At 45.0% G+C, this 15,979-nt stretch carries 17 protein-coding genes, 4 tRNA genes and 1 riboswitch; of the genes, 15 read left to right on the plus strand and 6 right to left on the minus strand.

The genetic code is table 11. From position 1 onward, the window contains the following. Positions 1–4 precede the first annotated feature (4 nt). A complete protein-coding gene (locus tag ACUTVW_RS01860) occupies positions 5–781 on the minus strand; it encodes a DeoR/GlpR family DNA-binding transcription regulator (protein WP_445644216.1) in 777 nt (258 codons plus the stop codon). 356 nt (positions 782–1,137) lie between these two features. On the opposite strand from ACUTVW_RS01860, the gene ACUTVW_RS01865 reads away from it, so the two are divergent. The 5 genes from ACUTVW_RS01865 to ACUTVW_RS01885 all read left to right on the plus strand — a co-directional run bounded on the left by ACUTVW_RS01865 (position 1,138) and on the right by ACUTVW_RS01885 (position 2,859). Next, a tRNA-Glu gene (locus ACUTVW_RS01865) sits at positions 1,138–1,209 on the plus strand. Between the two features lie 115 nt (positions 1,210–1,324). Beyond that, positions 1,325–1,397, plus strand: a tRNA-Lys gene (locus tag ACUTVW_RS01870). A 17-nt stretch (positions 1,398–1,414) separates the two neighbouring features. After that, positions 1,415–1,497, plus strand: a tRNA-Leu gene (locus ACUTVW_RS01875). A 299-nt stretch (positions 1,498–1,796) separates the two neighbouring features. Then, the gene (locus ACUTVW_RS01880; RefSeq protein WP_445644217.1) at positions 1,797–2,204 is read left to right on the plus strand and encodes a helix-turn-helix domain-containing protein; all 408 of its coding nucleotides are present in this window, start codon (positions 1,797–1,799) and stop codon (positions 2,202–2,204) included. 229 nt (positions 2,205–2,433) lie between these two features. Continuing rightward, positions 2,434–2,859 (plus strand): helix-turn-helix domain-containing protein, encoded by a 426-nt coding sequence (locus ACUTVW_RS01885; protein WP_445644218.1) that lies wholly within the window; start codon positions 2,434–2,436, stop codon positions 2,857–2,859. Between the two features lie 82 nt (positions 2,860–2,941). Here the strand turns inward: ACUTVW_RS01885 and ACUTVW_RS01890 are convergent, their stop codons facing one another. The 3 genes from ACUTVW_RS01890 to ACUTVW_RS01900 all read right to left on the minus strand — a co-directional run bounded on the left by ACUTVW_RS01890 (position 2,942) and on the right by ACUTVW_RS01900 (position 4,769). Continuing rightward, entirely contained in the window at positions 2,942–3,568 is a 627-nt protein-coding gene (locus ACUTVW_RS01890) for a hypothetical protein (RefSeq protein WP_445644219.1), read from the minus strand. Positions 3,569–3,598: 30 nt separating this feature from the next. Further along, on the minus strand, positions 3,599–3,802 hold the full coding sequence (locus ACUTVW_RS01895; protein WP_123063298.1) for an XRE family transcriptional regulator: 204 nt from the start codon (positions 3,800–3,802) through the stop codon (positions 3,599–3,601). A 265-nt stretch (positions 3,803–4,067) separates the two neighbouring features. Then, entirely contained in the window at positions 4,068–4,769 is a 702-nt protein-coding gene (locus ACUTVW_RS01900) for an urease accessory protein UreF (RefSeq protein WP_445644220.1), read from the minus strand. Between the two features lie 455 nt (positions 4,770–5,224). On the opposite strand from ACUTVW_RS01900, the gene ACUTVW_RS01905 reads away from it, so the two are divergent. Then, positions 5,225–5,307, plus strand: a tRNA-Leu gene (locus tag ACUTVW_RS01905). A 213-nt stretch (positions 5,308–5,520) separates the two neighbouring features. On the opposite strand, the gene ACUTVW_RS01910 is transcribed toward ACUTVW_RS01905, so the two are convergent. Then, positions 5,521–5,997 carry a glutathione peroxidase gene (locus tag ACUTVW_RS01910; protein ID WP_434752438.1) on the minus strand — a complete coding sequence of 159 codons (477 nt, stop codon included), beginning with the start codon at positions 5,995–5,997 and terminating at the stop codon, positions 5,521–5,523. A 379-nt stretch (positions 5,998–6,376) separates the two neighbouring features. Continuing rightward, positions 6,377–6,557, plus strand: a riboswitch (cyclic di-AMP (ydaO/yuaA leader). A gap of 114 nt (positions 6,558–6,671) precedes the next feature. Here ACUTVW_RS01910 and ACUTVW_RS01915 point away from each other — a divergent pair. Further along, positions 6,672–7,103 (plus strand): hypothetical protein, encoded by a 432-nt coding sequence (locus tag ACUTVW_RS01915; RefSeq protein WP_434752437.1) that lies wholly within the window; start codon positions 6,672–6,674, stop codon positions 7,101–7,103. Positions 7,104–7,246: 143 nt separating this feature from the next. Continuing rightward, on the plus strand, positions 7,247–7,945 hold the full coding sequence (locus ACUTVW_RS01920) for an HAD family hydrolase (protein WP_445644221.1): 699 nt from the start codon (positions 7,247–7,249) through the stop codon (positions 7,943–7,945). Positions 7,946–8,079: 134 nt separating this feature from the next. On the opposite strand, the gene ACUTVW_RS01925 is transcribed toward ACUTVW_RS01920, so the two are convergent. Continuing rightward, the gene (locus ACUTVW_RS01925) at positions 8,080–9,375 is read right to left on the minus strand and encodes an Nramp family divalent metal transporter (protein ID WP_445644959.1); all 1,296 of its coding nucleotides are present in this window, start codon (positions 9,373–9,375) and stop codon (positions 8,080–8,082) included. A gap of 468 nt (positions 9,376–9,843) precedes the next feature. On the opposite strand from ACUTVW_RS01925, the gene ACUTVW_RS01930 reads away from it, so the two are divergent. The 7 genes from ACUTVW_RS01930 to ACUTVW_RS01960 all read left to right on the plus strand — a co-directional run bounded on the left by ACUTVW_RS01930 (position 9,844) and on the right by ACUTVW_RS01960 (position 15,943). Next, positions 9,844–10,263: an organic hydroperoxide resistance protein gene (locus ACUTVW_RS01930; protein WP_441926455.1), complete on the plus strand. Its 420-nt coding sequence runs from the start codon at positions 9,844–9,846 to the stop codon at positions 10,261–10,263. A gap of 508 nt (positions 10,264–10,771) precedes the next feature. After that, entirely contained in the window at positions 10,772–11,050 is a 279-nt protein-coding gene (locus ACUTVW_RS01935; protein WP_090918103.1) for a hypothetical protein, read from the plus strand. A 151-nt stretch (positions 11,051–11,201) separates the two neighbouring features. After that, positions 11,202–11,624: a thiol-disulfide oxidoreductase DCC family protein gene (locus ACUTVW_RS01940; RefSeq protein ID WP_445644222.1), complete on the plus strand. Its 423-nt coding sequence runs from the start codon at positions 11,202–11,204 to the stop codon at positions 11,622–11,624. Between the two features lie 130 nt (positions 11,625–11,754). Then, positions 11,755–12,612 (plus strand): DUF6612 family protein, encoded by an 858-nt coding sequence (locus ACUTVW_RS01945; protein WP_445644223.1) that lies wholly within the window; start codon positions 11,755–11,757, stop codon positions 12,610–12,612. Positions 12,613–12,839: 227 nt separating this feature from the next. After that, the gene (locus ACUTVW_RS01950; protein ID WP_445644224.1) at positions 12,840–13,223 is read left to right on the plus strand and encodes a VOC family protein; all 384 of its coding nucleotides are present in this window, start codon (positions 12,840–12,842) and stop codon (positions 13,221–13,223) included. 159 nt (positions 13,224–13,382) lie between these two features. Next, entirely contained in the window at positions 13,383–14,651 is a 1,269-nt protein-coding gene (locus tag ACUTVW_RS01955; protein WP_445644225.1) for a nucleotide-binding protein, read from the plus strand. Continuing rightward, positions 14,648–15,943 carry a CpaF family protein gene (locus tag ACUTVW_RS01960; RefSeq protein WP_445644226.1) on the plus strand — a complete coding sequence of 432 codons (1,296 nt, stop codon included), beginning with the start codon at positions 14,648–14,650 and terminating at the stop codon, positions 15,941–15,943. Before ACUTVW_RS01955 ends, ACUTVW_RS01960 begins: the two co-directional genes overlap by 4 nt. The last annotated feature ends 36 nt before the right edge of the window (positions 15,944–15,979 follow it).

Below are 15,979 nucleotides of genomic sequence, written 5' to 3' on the forward strand. Positions count from 1 at the left end.
ATCTTTACAACTCCTTATCTTGTGTAGGTTCGGGAATCAGAATCTCAACCTTTTGTTCGCTTAAAAAATCGAGCCACTCTTGAGTCGGCCATTGATCTGTAATTAATACATCTACCAGTGACCAGTCAGCAAAACGATAACCGTAACGTTTGTCCATCTTGGAGTGGTCGGCGAGAATAATTACTTTTTTGGCTGATTTCATCATTTGATGTTTAATCTTGCCTTCCTCTTCGGAAGCACTGAATCCATCCATGGTGAGGCCGCCAATGCCAATAAAGGCTTTATCCACGTAATAGTGGGAAAGGGTCTCGATTACAGGTGCTCCATAGACATAACGCTGTTCCTTATCCAGTCTGCCACCGAGCAGTCGAATCTGAACTGCAGTGTGACTAGATAACAAATCAGCAGAGTGAATTGAATTGGTAATGACGGTGCAGGATTTACCATTCAGATTCTCTGCGCAGGACTGAACGGTTGTGGAGGAATCCAAAATGATGGTTTCTCCTGAACGAACCAGAGCAGCAGCCAGTTTGCCGATAGCCCGTTTTTCCTCAGAAACATACTTCAGCCGGTCTTGATACGACTTGAATTCTTGTGGGGGAGAGGGGAGGATTGCACCGCCACGTGTGCGAATAATGGCTTCCTGCTCTTCGAGTTTAATCAGATCGCGTCGTGCCGTATCTCGTGAGACATCAAACAAAGAAACAATCTCATCTGCTGAGATACGATTATGCTTGCGCAGGTGCTCAATAATGAGTTGCATGCGTTCTTCTTGAAACAAACGTAAAGCCTCCTTATGTGTATGGATGACCGTGCGTTGTGCTGTAGTTTAATTATAAGTAATTATAATGTGATCTGCAATATTATAAGTGAAAATAAGTTTTTGTAAGTTTTTTGATCCTTAATTAACAAAATTAAGGTACAGGCATGACACGAATATGATCTTTAAAATTGAATGCGATCCATAACAGATAGGGATGAGCGAGAAAGGAGAGTTGAGGTGGTGTGATATTGTAGCTGGATTTGTGGATGTGAGGAATAATCTGGCATGAAAAGTTTTTAAAAATAAGTATTGCGCTATTCTTTTTGGTTGTGATATACTCATTCTTGTCGCCAAGAAAGACAACTTGTTTATAAGGCCCGTTGGTCAAGGGGTTAAGACACCTCCCTTTCACGGAGGTAACAGGGGTTCGAATCCCCTACGGGTCATAGTTATACCTAATTCTTCACCATGTAGAGAATCATTGTATAAGGATTTCTTGGAAGTCACGCTCCGTAACGTTTGATATGAAGCATGGCATAACATCCGGTGAAGTTACATCAAGAGCCATTAGCTCAGTTGGTAGAGCACCTGACTTTTAATCAGGGTGTCGAAGGTTCGAGCCCTTCATGGCTCACTTTTATAATTGAATATGCGGTCGTGGTGGAATGGCAGACACGCTATCTTGAGGGGGTAGTGGGTGTATACCCGTGGAGGTTCGAGTCCTCTCGACCGCATCACAGCAAAGACTTTCATGAGTGCTCATGAAAGTCTTTTTTTTATGAAAATGTCCCTTTGGTTGTTTGTTTTGATGTTAAACGTTATAAAGATCAGAAGGGTTCTAACGTTTTGAACTAAAACTTTTCTTTGTACACCCTGACTTTTGGGAAATTGAAATGAGTGAAAAGCATGTGTTGTTTACATTAAATTGATCAGGATTTACTGCCGAATAAAGGCTGAGCATTCAGAAATATTGTGCTATAATTCTATCATATGGCATTTGAGTTGATTATTACGGTTGGAAGGCGGTTGTTGTATGCAATCGATCTATGAGCGAATTGAACACCTGATTGCGGAACGAAGGATGACGAAGAAGGCCTTCTGCAAACAGCTGAAGATCAGCACAGGCAACCTGGGTGACTGGAAACGCGGCAAATCCATCCCGAGTACAAATAAGCTGATTGAAATTGCATCGTTTTTTGATGTGAGTCTGGACTGGCTAATGATTGGGCGTTTATCGAAAGAAGCCATTGTACGGGAAAAACGGGAAGATTATTTTTTTAACGTGTTGCGGCAATTGGATTGCCAAGAGAGTGAATTATCGACTGTGGAACAGTCTTTTATCAGTGAATATATCGAGTTTACTCGTTATCGTAAATTTAAAGAGAGTAAGAATGCTGGCAGCTATAGCTACGAGCCTGAGTCTGAGGATGATAATAATTGAGAACAAAAGATAAATGACTCCTATGGATGATGTGAGTAGGGCTATAGAGAACGGAATATGGCAGTGTAACATATGCATCTTGGAAACAGGAAATGAAAACCTCCAGTCATGTTGAATTCTTGGAGACGGCCTGGAGATGGTTTGCGTTACAATGTTGAGTAATATATTGTGCTATAATTCTATCATATGGCATTTGAGTTGATTATTACGGTTGGAAGGCGGTTCTTGCATGCAGTCGATCTATGAGCGAATTGAACACCTGATTGCCGAAAGAGGGATGACCAAGAAGGCCTTCTGTCAACAGCTGAAGATCAGCACAGGCAACCTGGGTGACTGGAAACGTGGCAAATCCATTCCGAGTACAAATAAACTGATTGAAATTGCATCGTTTTTTGATGTGAGTCTGGACTGGCTAATGATTGGGCGTTTATCGAAGGAAGCCATTGTACGGGAAAAGCGGGAAGATTATTTTTTTAACGTTTTGCGGCAATTGAATTGCCAAGAGAGTGAATTATCGACTGTGGAGCAGTCTTTTATTAGTGAATATATCGAGTTCACTCGTTATCGCAAATTTAAAGAGAGTAAAGATGTTGGCGGCTATCGCTACCAATCTGAATCGGAAGACGAGAATAAGTCAGAGCAGGAAGGAACGTAAGTGCTCTGGACGACAAAAAAACCTCCAACTGTGCCGAATTCCTTCGGAGACAGCAGGGAGTTTTTTTGCGTTCAGCAATGATTTAGTTGCGTTTATCGAGAATATTAGAGTATTTCGGGTACAATCGGCGGATACATTCAGGGCAGATATCATGTGTAAACTCGGCGGAGGTGTGTTTTTCCAGATAATGTTCAACGGTGTTCCATTCGTCGGAGTCATCCTTGATGTGTTTGCAAACGGCGCAAATAGGCAGCAAGCCGTAGAGGGTGCGTGCTTCAGTCAAGGCTTGTCGCAGCTGCAGTTCTGTCTTCTTCTGCTCCGTGATATCCGTGTGGGCGACTAAAGCGAGATGGCTCTCCAATGCTAGACCTTCTTGTAACGGGGTGAGTTCTACGCGAAACCATTTTTCCTCGTTGTGTGGCGTAGTGATCGAGATGTCGTATGTATGGGTTTTGTTAAAAGGAACAACATTGTGCCTCAGATACTGCGCAAATTTGGTTGGGTAGAGGTTTTTCTGTTGTGCTGCCCAAGCTTCCATCAGATGCAGGTAATGATTGTCACGGCTGGCTGTGTGTAAGAAGAGTTTGTGGAGTCCGTCCTGCCAGGCTCGGTTACAACTTCGAATCATCCAATGATGATCAATAATGATCAGCTGATGATTGGTAGATTGGAAAGACAAGCTTTCGAGGTCAGATGTAATATATCTCATGAAAGAAGTCCTCCTTTGGTGAAAGTGATCTTATCTCAGCTCTTCGGGTATGTTCAAAATATCAGCGACCTGATGTCTGAATCGGGTTGCTTTGCGTGTGCCGTGGATAAGGTTAGATAGACGGTAAGGTGGAATGCCGTGTTGTTCGCAAAAGGTCTTCTGATCGACTTGCAGTTCGGTTAGCCGTCGTTTGATAGCCCATCCGAACGGAGTGACTGGTTTTTTCTTGTTCAAAAGGGTTCACCCCTGAGTGGATTTTTATAGTATGCAGCAGGCCGTTCTTTCTGTAAGATGGATAGAAATGCGAGCTGTGAATTCCATTATATACGTAAATTCGTCATCTAACAATTAAAAAATACGGAAATAAGTGTATTTTATGAATTATTATGACGTAAATACGTTTATTATTGATTGCAGAATCGCGAAAAAACACGCCGGCAAGGGGATTTGCGGCGTGTTTTTGGTGTGCTCTGAAGAGTCTGTAAGAGGAATGAGGAACTTATGCTCTGTAAGCGTGGAGGCCCGCTCCGAGCATATGGAAGCTGGGGAACATGGACTTCATAGATAAGGGCGTGGAGTGCATCTGTGCATCCGGAGAAGAAGCGCTAACGGTAGCCCATTCGTTTTCCAGGTCTGCGGCCAGGCGAACCAGTAGCTCCCGAGTGACATTTTCACTTAGTGGTAGCACTTTACAGGCTTCGGATACGCATGCATTCATAGCTGAATGTAAGTAACCGAGAACCGCCTCTTCGACGGGGATGTCGAGGTGGTGGTTGATCCAGGCGTGAACTGTGGGGAGACAGCCGACGGAATTGGATTTGGCGAAGATTTGTTCAAGTGGGCTGAAGTCGATCCAGGGATGTAAAGCGCGGGAGAGTTTGATTAAGCGTTTGCCTATGGTTGTTGCTTGATCTCTCAGTTCAGCGGGCGTTCGCTGTACGTGCACAAGTTTGTCGATCAGGGCAATACGCCAAGTGTCCTTGTGTTCTGTTGCGGTGTAAATACCTTTGATTGCCATACCTTCGAGACGAGCGAGGCTGGGGTGTAACTGACAGCGCATGAATGATTCGAGATCCTCCGCTGTCCGAATAGATCCTTCCTTGATGTGGTTATCCATGCCGAAGAAATGGGTGAACCCTCCAACCTGGACAGAGGGATCAAGCAGTTTCGCGTAATCGAGCAGCTTATTCCCGCGGTTCACGATCTCTCGCCTCCTGTGTTGATGATGTTAAATTTTATTACATTAAATCGATTTTATTTATGATATGTGTGTAAATCCGAATTATATGATATATATATTCACATAATTGTCCGCGTTTTGTCAATGATTTACGTAAAAAAATAGATTTTTTATAAATAGGAAATTTATTGTGTTAACTAATATGACGTATCGAGTTCATTTTAAGTTATACATTCGTTTGTGAATACGAAAGCATTCGTTTTCAAATCACAGCTCTTTTCTTGAGGAATCAGATTTAATGATATGTGCTTTCTAAGGAAATATGACTGGATTTTGTGCAGAGTATAGGCAAACCAGAAAGGGAAGTGCATAGCTTAAATGATAAACTATTGTAAGATGAAGAAAGAGTAATAAAGTGCTTTACTTTTGTAGGGGAATCCGGTATAATCAATTCTGTTGCCGATAATTTACGACATGCGGTCGTGGTGGAATGGCAGACACGCTATCTTGAGGGGGTAGTGGGCGTATGCCCGTGGAGGTTCGAGTCCTCTCGACCGCATTATATGAAGAGTTATGTGAGGAGCTTTCCGTGATGGAGAGCTTCTTTTTCGTTTTGTTTGATTGCGTTGTTTGTATTTATCGTCGGGAACAGTATATAGAATATAGAGGATGTAATTCATGCGAGAAAGCAAACAAGCCACCCTCTAGCCTTGAGCAAAAGTGTCTGCTCTTTGATGTCGGATGGCCTGTTTGTATATTTGTATAGCCTTGATTATTTGAGGAGTTTCTGAATATCTTCTTCGATTTTGTCCGGAGTCGTCTGCGGTGCATACCGCTTCACAACTTTACCGTCCTGATCGACAAGGAATTTGGTGAAGTTCCATTTGATGGCTTTGGAGCCAAGCAAGCCTGGTGCTTCTTTTGAGATATGCTGGAAGAGAGGGTGAGCGCTGGAACCATTGACATCAATCTTTTCAAACATAGGGAAGCTTACGCCATAGTTCATCTGGCAGAACTCGGCAATATCGTCAGAAGAGCCCTTTTCCTGCGCGAACTGGTTGCTTGGGAATCCAAGCACTTCGAACGGAGCATCCTGGAATTTGTCTTGCAGCTCCTGTAAGCCCTTGAATTGAGGGGTGAGACCGCATTGACTTGCGGTGTTTACAATTAACAACACTTTCCCGCGATATTGGGACATCTCAATCTCTTGCCCGCGGAGGGTGTTTACTTTGAAATCATAGACTGACATGAGGATCGCCTCCATCTTATTATTCTTGATGTGCTTATTATATTTTATACAATTAAATAATGCAAAACTTATTTTGGTTTCACGTTGTTATAACCATCAACGGGGCCTGAATCCCGAATGAGTAGGAATTGTATTGATCCATTTCTGTGCGGATGAGAAATAGCTAGATTGGAAGAGGTGGATAGCGTATAACCCCATTGTAAGCGCTATTCTTAATGGTTATTGCCGGAAACCTGACGATTCGGTGATCTGGCTGCACTTTACATGATCATGGCACGGGTGTATGATTCATAGCGTAATTTGAATTTTAATTAAATTGTACATGAAAAACGAAACAAACGATAATATCGATCGGTCTTATACTCAAGATTTACGAACGATGTTTTAATCGCTGAGTTTCCATTCGTAGTGGGTGGAAAACGGGGGAACCAAAAGGATGTGCTGTATTGTATTACAGCAGTATACGTCCATGGGGTGAATTTTCTGGCGACAGCCGGAAATAGGGCGACTCTCGCGCCCGAATCCGTCAGCTAACCTCGTAAGCGTTAAAGGGAGAGGCAACAAACCGCACGCTGGTTCATGGCGTTTTCGCCATGGATTATTTAAGAAGCGTTTCGGAGGCCTTGGTCCCCACGCTTCTTTTTTGTTGTCTTTTCACGCTAAGGGAGGAACGAATGATGGATACAGAGATGATTTTAGTAACGGCTCCGAATGAGGCTGGACGTAAATTTGTTAAATTGCTGATGTACAAAAAAATGCCTTTTGCCGTTCTGACGAACAGTGCTGGTGAGGAGCGCAAACTTCGCCGGATTGGCGTAGAACACGTCATTCGTATGAATACGGCAGCGGCTGAGAAATGGTTTTTGCCACAGGGTAGTGTAGGGAATGTATTTATTTTTGAAAATAGTCTGAATTTGACCTGCCGTTACCTGCAGATTTGCCGCTCATGGACATCGAAGTCCTTATGTGTAATCACCGAGCAGAGTCACCCTAAAGGGATTTATCGGGGCATGGGTGCAGACAAAATCGTGTATTCATTGAATGGGGAAGTCGGTTTTCTTCTTAATAGCTGCAATAAACCGGAAGCTGAGGTCAGCAGCTTGTGATTGATCCGATGTAAGGTGCCTGCTATAATTGCAGGTACAGACTAACGGAATTTGAGGAGACTCATGCTTGTCGTGGGTCTTCTTTTTTTATGGATACAGTATGCAAGCCAGGGGTGACCTGCGGCTTACAAGGAGGAATCGGCGTGCCGGATATTGCCGGATTGAAGTGGTTGTTTTTTGATGTGGGGGATACGCTGGTGGACGAATGGGAGCCGGTAGACGATATTATCGGGCAGTTCGTTCGAGAAGCCGGTGCGTACGGGTATCCAGTGAAAATGGAAGCGGTACGCGAACTGTTTGCCACCTGTTACCGCAATTATGAACAGTGGCCTATGAAAGTTGCTATACGCACATATATTCATGATGAAGATCACCGCGTTCAGATTCAGGACAAGCTGAAATTCCATAAAGAGCTGGAGCAGCCGTTCCCTTCCGCAACCAAGGTGCTTGAGCAGCTTTCACAGCACTATCGAATCGGCATTATCGCCAATCAGAGCCCTGGAACGGAAGCGAGGCTGGAGAGCTACGGACTTCGGAAGTATGTCGATGTTCTGGCATGTTCGGCAGAAGAAGGGGTGTCCAAGCCTGATCCGGAGTTGTATGCGGTTGCTTTGAAGCAGGCAGGATGCGCTCCTGAAGAAGCGGTTATGGTCGGAGATCGAATCGATAATGATATCATGCCAGCGCGTAGTTTGGGCTTACGTACGATTCGTATTTTGCAAGGGTACGGAAGGTTCCAACCAGAGCTTTCGGATGACGAGCGTGCAGACTGGACGGTCGAGTCGCTGGATGAACTGCTACCATTGCTGATACCTGATGGGGATACGAGCAGATCTGTATGAGCATAAGGTTAGATCCGGTCGAGATAGAGGTATATGCGGCTGGAGCACAAAATAAAAACACAAAAAGGCTGATACGCCCGGTATGAGGATACCGTGGCGCATCAGCCTTTTTGTATACTATGGCATTATAAAAGTTAGAACTGAATAATGGTCTGGATAATCAAATACACATTCAGCACAACGATGATGGCGGCAATAGCCCAAGAAACAATTTTGAGCCACAATTTGTTGACAAAAGCCCCCATGCGTTTTTTGTCACTTGTAAACATAACAAGCGGAATGATGGCAAACGGTAATTGCAGAGAGAGAACGACCTGGCTTAAAATCAGCAGTTGCTCTGCACCGTGTTCGCCCACAACCGCAGTGACGATGACAGCGGGGATGATGGCGATCAAACGTGTGACCAGTCTGCGCAGCCATGCCGGGATACGAATATTCAGGAAACCCTCCATGACGATCTGCCCCGCGAGAGTGCCTGTGAGGGTGGAGTTCTGGCCTGATGCAAGCAAAGCGACACCAAACAGAATACTGGCAACGGTGGTGCCGAGCAACGGAGTCAGTAGATGATATGCATCTGCAATTTCAGCGACCTGGGTCATGCCCGCGCTGTGAAAAACAGCGGCAGATACGATCAAGATGGCGGCGTTGATGAATAGGGCCAGTGTCAGCGCAATGGTTGAATCCATCGTGGTATAGCGGATAGCTTCTCTTTTGCCCTGAGTAGTCTGCTCAATCTGGCGTGTCTGCACGATGGAAGAATGCAGATACAAATTATGCGGCATAACGGTAGCTCCGATAATAGCAATCGCAACGTAGAGCATGGCCGGGTTTTGCAAAATCTCGGTGCTGGGCACGAATCCGTGAAGAACACCGCCCATATCGGGTTTCGCCAAAAACAGGTCGATTCCAAAACAGAGAGCAATGGTTGCCATCAGTATGATGACGAGGATCTCCAGCGCACGGAATCCTTTATTTTGCAATACAAGAATGAGTAACACATCCACTGCGGTAATGATCACCCCATACAGCACGGGGATATTAAACAGCAGCTTAAGGGCAATTGCTGAACCGATGACTTCAGCCAGATCGGTAGCTGCAATTGCAAGCTCACACAAAATCCATAACATCATAACGACGGGAGCACTGAAACGTTCACGACAAGCTTGCGCTAAATCTCGTCCAGTGACAATGCCCAGTTTGCCTGCAAGGGCTTGTAGCACCACGGCCATCATATTCGATATAAGAATGACGGATAATAGGGTATATCCAAATTTCGAGCCGCCTGCGATACCGGTAGCCCAGTTCCCTGGGTCCATATAACCGACAGCGACCAGATAACCCGGGCCGACAAAGGCAAGGAATTTTCTCCACCATGCCGCATTCTTTGGGACTTTCATTGAACTGTGTGCTTCACCCAGTGAAGGAGCCATTGCTGTTGCAGGGGCATACCCGCGGGATGTGGAGTTGAACGGATTTTTTTGACTCATAGATAGATCACCTGACTTTACATTAAGATGTGTTCGGCTTGCAGCCGAAATAAAATTCATTTTTTGGTTGTGCCCTGGCACGAATACTGCGACAAATGAACGTGATGAAACGGCAGTCCATATATCTAAAATTTTATGTTCGCATTTACATTGTACACCCTCAATAATTTTTGTCTAGTGCAACTTTTATGTAGTCGGACAAGATATAGGGTGATATTGAGAATTCTATTTTAGAGACGTCTCTTTGTATCGTACCCATTTTGCGAAAGAATACGACTTTTAACAGGGTACGCATGAAATGCGGATAAATGTAAAAGCTGATAAAGGGGACAATCTGGCGTTTCAAATCGAGCCAGAAGTTTAAAATGAATTGTAGGCAAATAAAACTTTAGTAGCGAAGGAGAGATTCTGATGGAAGCTTTATATACAGCAACAGCAACGGTAAAAGGTGGACGTACAGGTTCGGTGGCTTCTTCGGACGGTGTATTGCAACATGATCTGAAAATGCCGAAAGAACTGGGCGGTGCGGGTGGAGAAGGCACGAACCCTGAGCAGCTGTTTGCAGCTGGATATGGTGCATGTTACGAAAGCGCCTTGGCTAATGTGGCTCGCAAAGCAGGTGTGAAACTGGAAAATGTCGTTGTGACTAGCAACGTATCGATTGGTAAAGATGCTACAGATGACGGATTCAAGCTGGCGGTGCGCCTGGATGTGAGTATGCCAGGAGTGGATCACAGTCAAGCTGAGGATCTTGCCCGTAAAGCACATGACTTCTGTCCTTACTCTAAAGCAACACGCGGCAACATTGACGTTGTACTGAACGTAGTTTAATAAATAGGAGAACCCTAGCTCTTTCTTCAAGAGTTACAGGTAAAATAGAGAGCGGGTATCCAGCGATACCTGATGTTCAAGCACGAAGCCCTGCTGGCGACCCAGCAGGGTTTTATTTTCTAAATATGAAAATAGGGGAGGATTTCCCCATGTTGTTCGTACTCTTTTACATAAAAGTACAGTCACTTCATGCCACATATTCCATAACGGGAACGGATTACAGTATCAAGGAAGTTTCCATGTCAGGAGCGGGGCCCAGCAAGGGTATTTGATATTCAGCATAATCATTATTTGTTTGTGGGCTGTACGGCCTGAGGGTACGTGGAAGTCTTTAACCCGGATGTACTTAAAGACAAAAACAAGGACAAGTCGGCACGATTCTCGATATTCTGTTCGGTGGTTAGACATGCGCGAGTTGACATCGACCTGAAATTTCTTTAATATGATTTAGTACTGAAAGTGTCAGTGTCATTAGCATGAACCAAATTTGAATTCACAGGTGATATCCATGTCTTATAGACCAAGCATTGCACAACTGCAAGTAGCCAGCAAAAACGAAAAAGACGGATTGTACGAATTTACGATGAAACTGGTAGATGGTACACAGTGTCGTGTATTCTACTCCAAATCCCCGGATTGGAAAATGACTGCGATCAGCCGTCTGCAGAAGACACCTTGTCCTGTATGTCGCAAAGATTTCATCTGCAAATGTATGGATCAATGGTCAGGTGACCTGCATCAGCAAATGATTAATGACGAGTGGATGGAAAAAGCACTGGCTGAGTAATTAGCCGACAGATATGAGCGTAGGCACTGAGCCTGCGCTTTTTTTCTATTTTTATAGTGAAGGAATGGAGATATAAAGTTCAGATCTAGTGGGAAAGATGGCTCAAAGTGGGTAAGTATTCTCACAGCACCTTATAGGAGGCCACTATACTATGACAGCAACTCAAAAGGATAAACACGAGGGACACCCGATTGTTCTTGTAGACGGGGTATGTCACTTCTGCCAGGGATTAACGAAATGGATTATTAAGCGTGACCCCGCGGGGAAATATCATTTTGCTTCACTTCAGTCGGATGTGGCGAAAGGGCTGCTGGAGAAGGGCGGCTTGAAGACAGATCGTATGGATACGTTTGTACTGATCGAGAATGGAAAATATTATACACGCTCAACTGCCGCATTAAGGCTGGCTAAAGGTCTGAAGTTTCCTTATCCGCTACTCTATGTGTTTATTATTGTGCCCAAATTCATTCGTAATGCGGTATACAACTGGGTTGCGCGCAATCGGTATCGCTGGTTTGGGAAAGACGAAGCATGTATGTTGCCTACACCTGAGACTAAAGATCGATTTTTATAAGTATAAAAGTATCAGTTTTCCAGGATAAGCTTCCATAAGAAAGAAGTTTCATGTAAGGTGATTAATATCGGGAATTATTGGGTAATAACAGTAGGCTATATCATTTTTACATTATTAGGAGGATAACAACTTGAAGAAGTGGACGACATTAATCATTGGGGCGTTATTGGCAGTAAGCTTGGCAGCATGTGGAAACGATACAAACAAATCTGCAACGCCGCCAGCAGGCAACGAAACAACTAATGAAAGTAACAATACAGGGGAACAGAGTGCGGCTGTTCCTACACTGGATGAATTGCTTGCCAAAACAGGTGAAGCTACCAAATCGCTGAAAAGCTTCACTACGGAAGCAAACATTGACCAGAAGATCAAGCTGGATGCTGGTGAGCAATCTCAGGATCAGCAGGTAAAAACGTCTTTGAAAATGGATATCATCAAAGACCCGATGATGATCTACCAAGAGATGGAAATGGATATGTCTGGACAGAAGCAAAATATAAAACAGTATATTACTTCAGACAAAATTTACTCCCAAGTGGGTGACCAATGGGTGGCGATCCCTGAAGAACAAACAAAGGCACTCATCGAGCAGATGAAAGCAAGCATGAATCCGGAAAAAGAGCTGGATCAATTCAAAAAAGTAAAAGAAGACGTTAAGATCACCGAAGAGGGCGACAGCTATGTTCTGAACGCAGATGTATCGGGTGACAATGTCAAGGAATTGGCTAAATCCGTCATGGAACAAAACGGTTCAGATGCCCAAATGAAGGCTATGCTTGATCAAATGAATATTAAGAGCATGAAAATGAAATATCTGATTAACAAAGAGACGTCTCTTCTGGAGAAGATGGATGTAGCGATGGTGATGGAAATGGAGCAAAACAATCAAAAAATGACGATGGACATGAAAATGGACACTACGTTCTCCAACCATGACAAAGTTGCGGAAATCAAAATTCCACAAGAGGCTCTGGACAGCGCAAAATAAGTAAAGGCCTGAAGCACCTTTGATTCTGTCTTCGGAATACCCTTAGGGTAAGCCGTATGAGGATCAAGGGTGTTTTTTTATTGATTTTGTCTGTTCTTTGGAATGGTATAATATATCTATATATGATTTATTTATAAATAGGAACATTAGCTAATAATGCACACGAATGTCCATTGTATCTGAGTAAAATTGATACATCATTGTTGTACTGGGAAGGGGATACCGAGATGATTAGATATGCACATATTCATCACGTAAGCTTGGCCGTTCGAGATCTGGAGGCGGCCAAAAAGTTCTATTCCGGTTTATTAGGTATGCAAGAAATCGAACGTCCGCCGTTTCGTTCTACGGGTACGTGGTACGCGATCGGCAGTCAGCAGCTCCATCTGTTACAGCATCCGGAGGGGCATACGTTGCGCGAAGCAGGGATTGATACAACCGATGGACATTTTGCACTTTGGGTGGTCAGTTATTCGGAGACGATTGCCTGGCTGGAAGAGCAAGGCATTGCATATGAAGCGAGACCGGATAGTGTTGCTGGTTTCGCCCAGATTTTTATCCTTGATCCTGATCGGAATATTATCGAGTTTGGAGCGCCATATGGCTCCTAAATTATTGGGATAGAATAAATCTCTTGCTCGTCCATAAATTGTATGTTATAGTGTGCATACATTCATAGCACGTGACGGAAGCACCGTCCATATCCTGCAACTTTATGCGGGTAATGGGCGGTGTTTTTTTGTGCTTTTTTGCAGGGAGGGAAGGAGAAATTGATTGTACTTAAGGCGGTACTGGTATCGAGGGACAAAGACTATATTCGTGCGTGGCTAGATTATGTACAGAGCAGTTCGTCAGGCGAGCGCATGCGATTTACTGCCTTTTCCCAATGGGAGACATTCAGAGATCATATGACGGAACAGGAAGAACACGAAATGCCTGATCTGATTATTGCTGAACCTGAGTTTTTGAATCCGTGGCTAATGAATGGAGGGGAGGCCACAGGTGTATCTTGGCTCATGCTTAGTGAAGGGGCTGACGAAGGACACGAGACAAAGCGGCTCATGAAGTATCAGCCTCTACCCGTTCTATTGGAAGCCGTAAGGAATGCTGGCCGGCAGCCGCGAAGCAAGAGGAACCAACGTCCAGGCCAAGAAACGTTGGCAATCGCTGTATTATCCGCATCGGGCGGGAGTGGTAAAACGGCTGTAGCTCTGCATATGGCGAAGCAGCTTGGACTTGCCGGGTATGCTGTGTTGTATCTCAATCTGGAGACACTGGACAGCTCGTTCCCTTTCCTGGAGAAAGGATTGAGGCAGGGCAGTCAGAGGCAACATACAGACGCAGAGAAGGGTTTATCACGGCTGTTATACGATCTGAAGGCTCATCGAAGGGAAGTAAAGGGCGGGCAGTTACAAGGGCAGGGATTGAGGAATGAATCAGGTTCTACACAAGAAAGAGGTACGGGCTTACAAGCAGCAATGGAGTATGTTGTTCCACATGAGGCATTGAAGTCGGATGTGTTTTGGCCGTTAGCTAACCGGAAGGAAATGTTGCAGATGTCTAAAGCAGATACAACGGATCTGATCCACTATCTGGCCAACTGTGGACAGTATGAGGTGTTGATTCTAGATGGGGATTCGGGCTGGGATGAACGCAGCAATGGGATACTGGAAGCGGCGGATACCTACGTCTGGCTAGTAGAGGACGACATTGCAGCGATGCATCGCTGGGGGCAATGGCTGCAACACGCTGAGCGTACCCGGGCGGATATGCTTGGAAGTATGCTGGAGCGTACATATTTTGTCATTAACAAATATCGGGAGCAAGTGATGAATCCTTTGCCAAGACCTGATCTGCATGTGGATGCGGTATTGCCTTATATCCCTTCCTGGAAGCAGCTGAATCAGGAAGAGGTCATGCTGAGCTCACCGATCTTCCAGCGTGAAGTGAAGAAATTATGTACACTGCTGGTTCAAGGCGAGGGAGAAGAGAAGCAGCAGACGGGGCACATGATTCAACAGGAGTCTTGGTCGTTATGACGGATCGTTCATGGAGCATCCCGGACCGTGAAGAACAGTTTCAGTTGATACGCAGAGAGGTTCGAGCATCGCTTGATTTGACTTCCTCTGCGGGAGACGAGGAGTTGTGGCGAGGAATTGAGAGGAAAGTCCTTGCTGATCCGAACCTGGAGGATTTGACCTCAGGAGAACGTCATACACTGGTGCAGCGACTGTTTGATTCTTTTCGCGGGTTGGATGTATTGCAACCGTTGGTAGATCGTCCGGACATTACGGAGATTATGATCAATAGTCATCGAGAGATCTTTGTGGAGCAGGAAGGAGAGGTCAAGCAGATTCCGCTGCAATTTGAGTCCAGAGAACGGCTGGAGGATATTATTCAGATGATTGTGTCTGGTGTGAACCGGATTGTCAATGAATCTTCTCCAATTGTGGACGCACGCCTGAAGGATGGTTCGCGGGTTAACATTGTGCTTCCGCCTATTGCGCTAAAGGGTCCAACGATGACGATCCGGAAGTTTCCAAGTGAGCCAATGAAGATGTCTGATCTGATTGAGAAGGGAGCCTTGCATCAAGAAGCAGCGGTGTTACTACAACAGTTAGTGCGGAGCAAATACAACATTTTTATCGGGGGAGGCACAGGTTCCGGGAAAACAACATTCCTGAACGCATTATCCCAATTCATCCCTGCCGATGAGCGAATTATTACGATTGAGGATTCAGCGGAGTTACAGATCGTGACGGTACCCAATCTCGTCTCTCTGGAGACCCGGAATGCCAATACAGAGGGCAAAGGTCTTATCTCCATCCGGGACCTCATCAAATCTTCCTTACGGATGCGTCCAAACCGGATTGTGATTGGGGAAGTGAGGGGAGCGGAAGCGCTGGATATGTTACAGGCGATGAACACTGGACATGATGGATCATTGTCGACTGGCCATGCCAATACGATCTCCGACATGATCAGCAGGCTTGAAACAATGGTGCTTAGCGGTGCGGAACTTCCAATTACCGTCGTAAGACAGCAGATTAGTTCTGCCATCGATATATTTGTGCATCTGTCCCGTCTTCGAGACCGTTCACGCCGCGTGACAGAGATTAGTGAAGTGATAGGTATGCAGGACGGTGAAGTTCTCTTGAACCCGCTGTTCCGTTTTCAGGAGCAGGAGGAACGGGAGGGGCGTATCATCGGTGGACTTGTCAGGGTGGGAAAACTCATGAATGTCGATAAGATTCAGATGACTGGACTTGGAGAGTGGCTTGATGGATACATAAAGCAGATAAATGAACAGGTCGTACAAGAAAACCAGTAGTAGCGTGAGTAATAAGATGAGAATTAGGATGAGATT

The sequence above is a fragment of the Paenibacillus sp. TSA_86.1 genome, assembly GCF_052691815.1.

Bases quoted from the DNA above. Each gene is read 5' to 3' on its own strand.
- ACUTVW_RS01940 (WP_445644222.1), top strand. From the start codon at position 11,202: ATGACAGCAACTCAAAAGGATAAACACGAGGGACACCCGATTGTTCTT.
- ACUTVW_RS01910 (WP_434752438.1), bottom strand. From the start codon at position 5,997: ATGTCAGTCTATGATTTCAAAGTAAACACCCTCCGCGGGCAAGAGATT.
- ACUTVW_RS01960 (WP_445644226.1), top strand. From the start codon at position 14,648: ATGACGGATCGTTCATGGAGCATCCCGGACCGTGAAGAACAGTTTCAG.
- ACUTVW_RS01915 (WP_434752437.1), top strand. From the start codon at position 6,672: ATGATGGATACAGAGATGATTTTAGTAACGGCTCCGAATGAGGCTGGA.
- ACUTVW_RS01935 (WP_090918103.1), top strand. From the start codon at position 10,772: ATGTCTTATAGACCAAGCATTGCACAACTGCAAGTAGCCAGCAAAAAC.
- ACUTVW_RS01950 (WP_445644224.1), top strand. From the start codon at position 12,840: ATGATTAGATATGCACATATTCATCACGTAAGCTTGGCCGTTCGAGAT.
- ACUTVW_RS01890 (WP_445644219.1), bottom strand. From the start codon at position 3,568: ATGAGATATATTACATCTGACCTCGAAAGCTTGTCTTTCCAATCTACC.
- ACUTVW_RS01925 (WP_445644959.1), bottom strand. From the start codon at position 9,375: ATGGCTCCTTCACTGGGTGAAGCACACAGTTCAATGAAAGTCCCAAAG.
- ACUTVW_RS01930 (WP_441926455.1), top strand. From the start codon at position 9,844: ATGGAAGCTTTATATACAGCAACAGCAACGGTAAAAGGTGGACGTACA.
- ACUTVW_RS01880 (WP_445644217.1), top strand. From the start codon at position 1,797: ATGCAATCGATCTATGAGCGAATTGAACACCTGATTGCGGAACGAAGG.
- ACUTVW_RS01885 (WP_445644218.1), top strand. From the start codon at position 2,434: ATGCAGTCGATCTATGAGCGAATTGAACACCTGATTGCCGAAAGAGGG.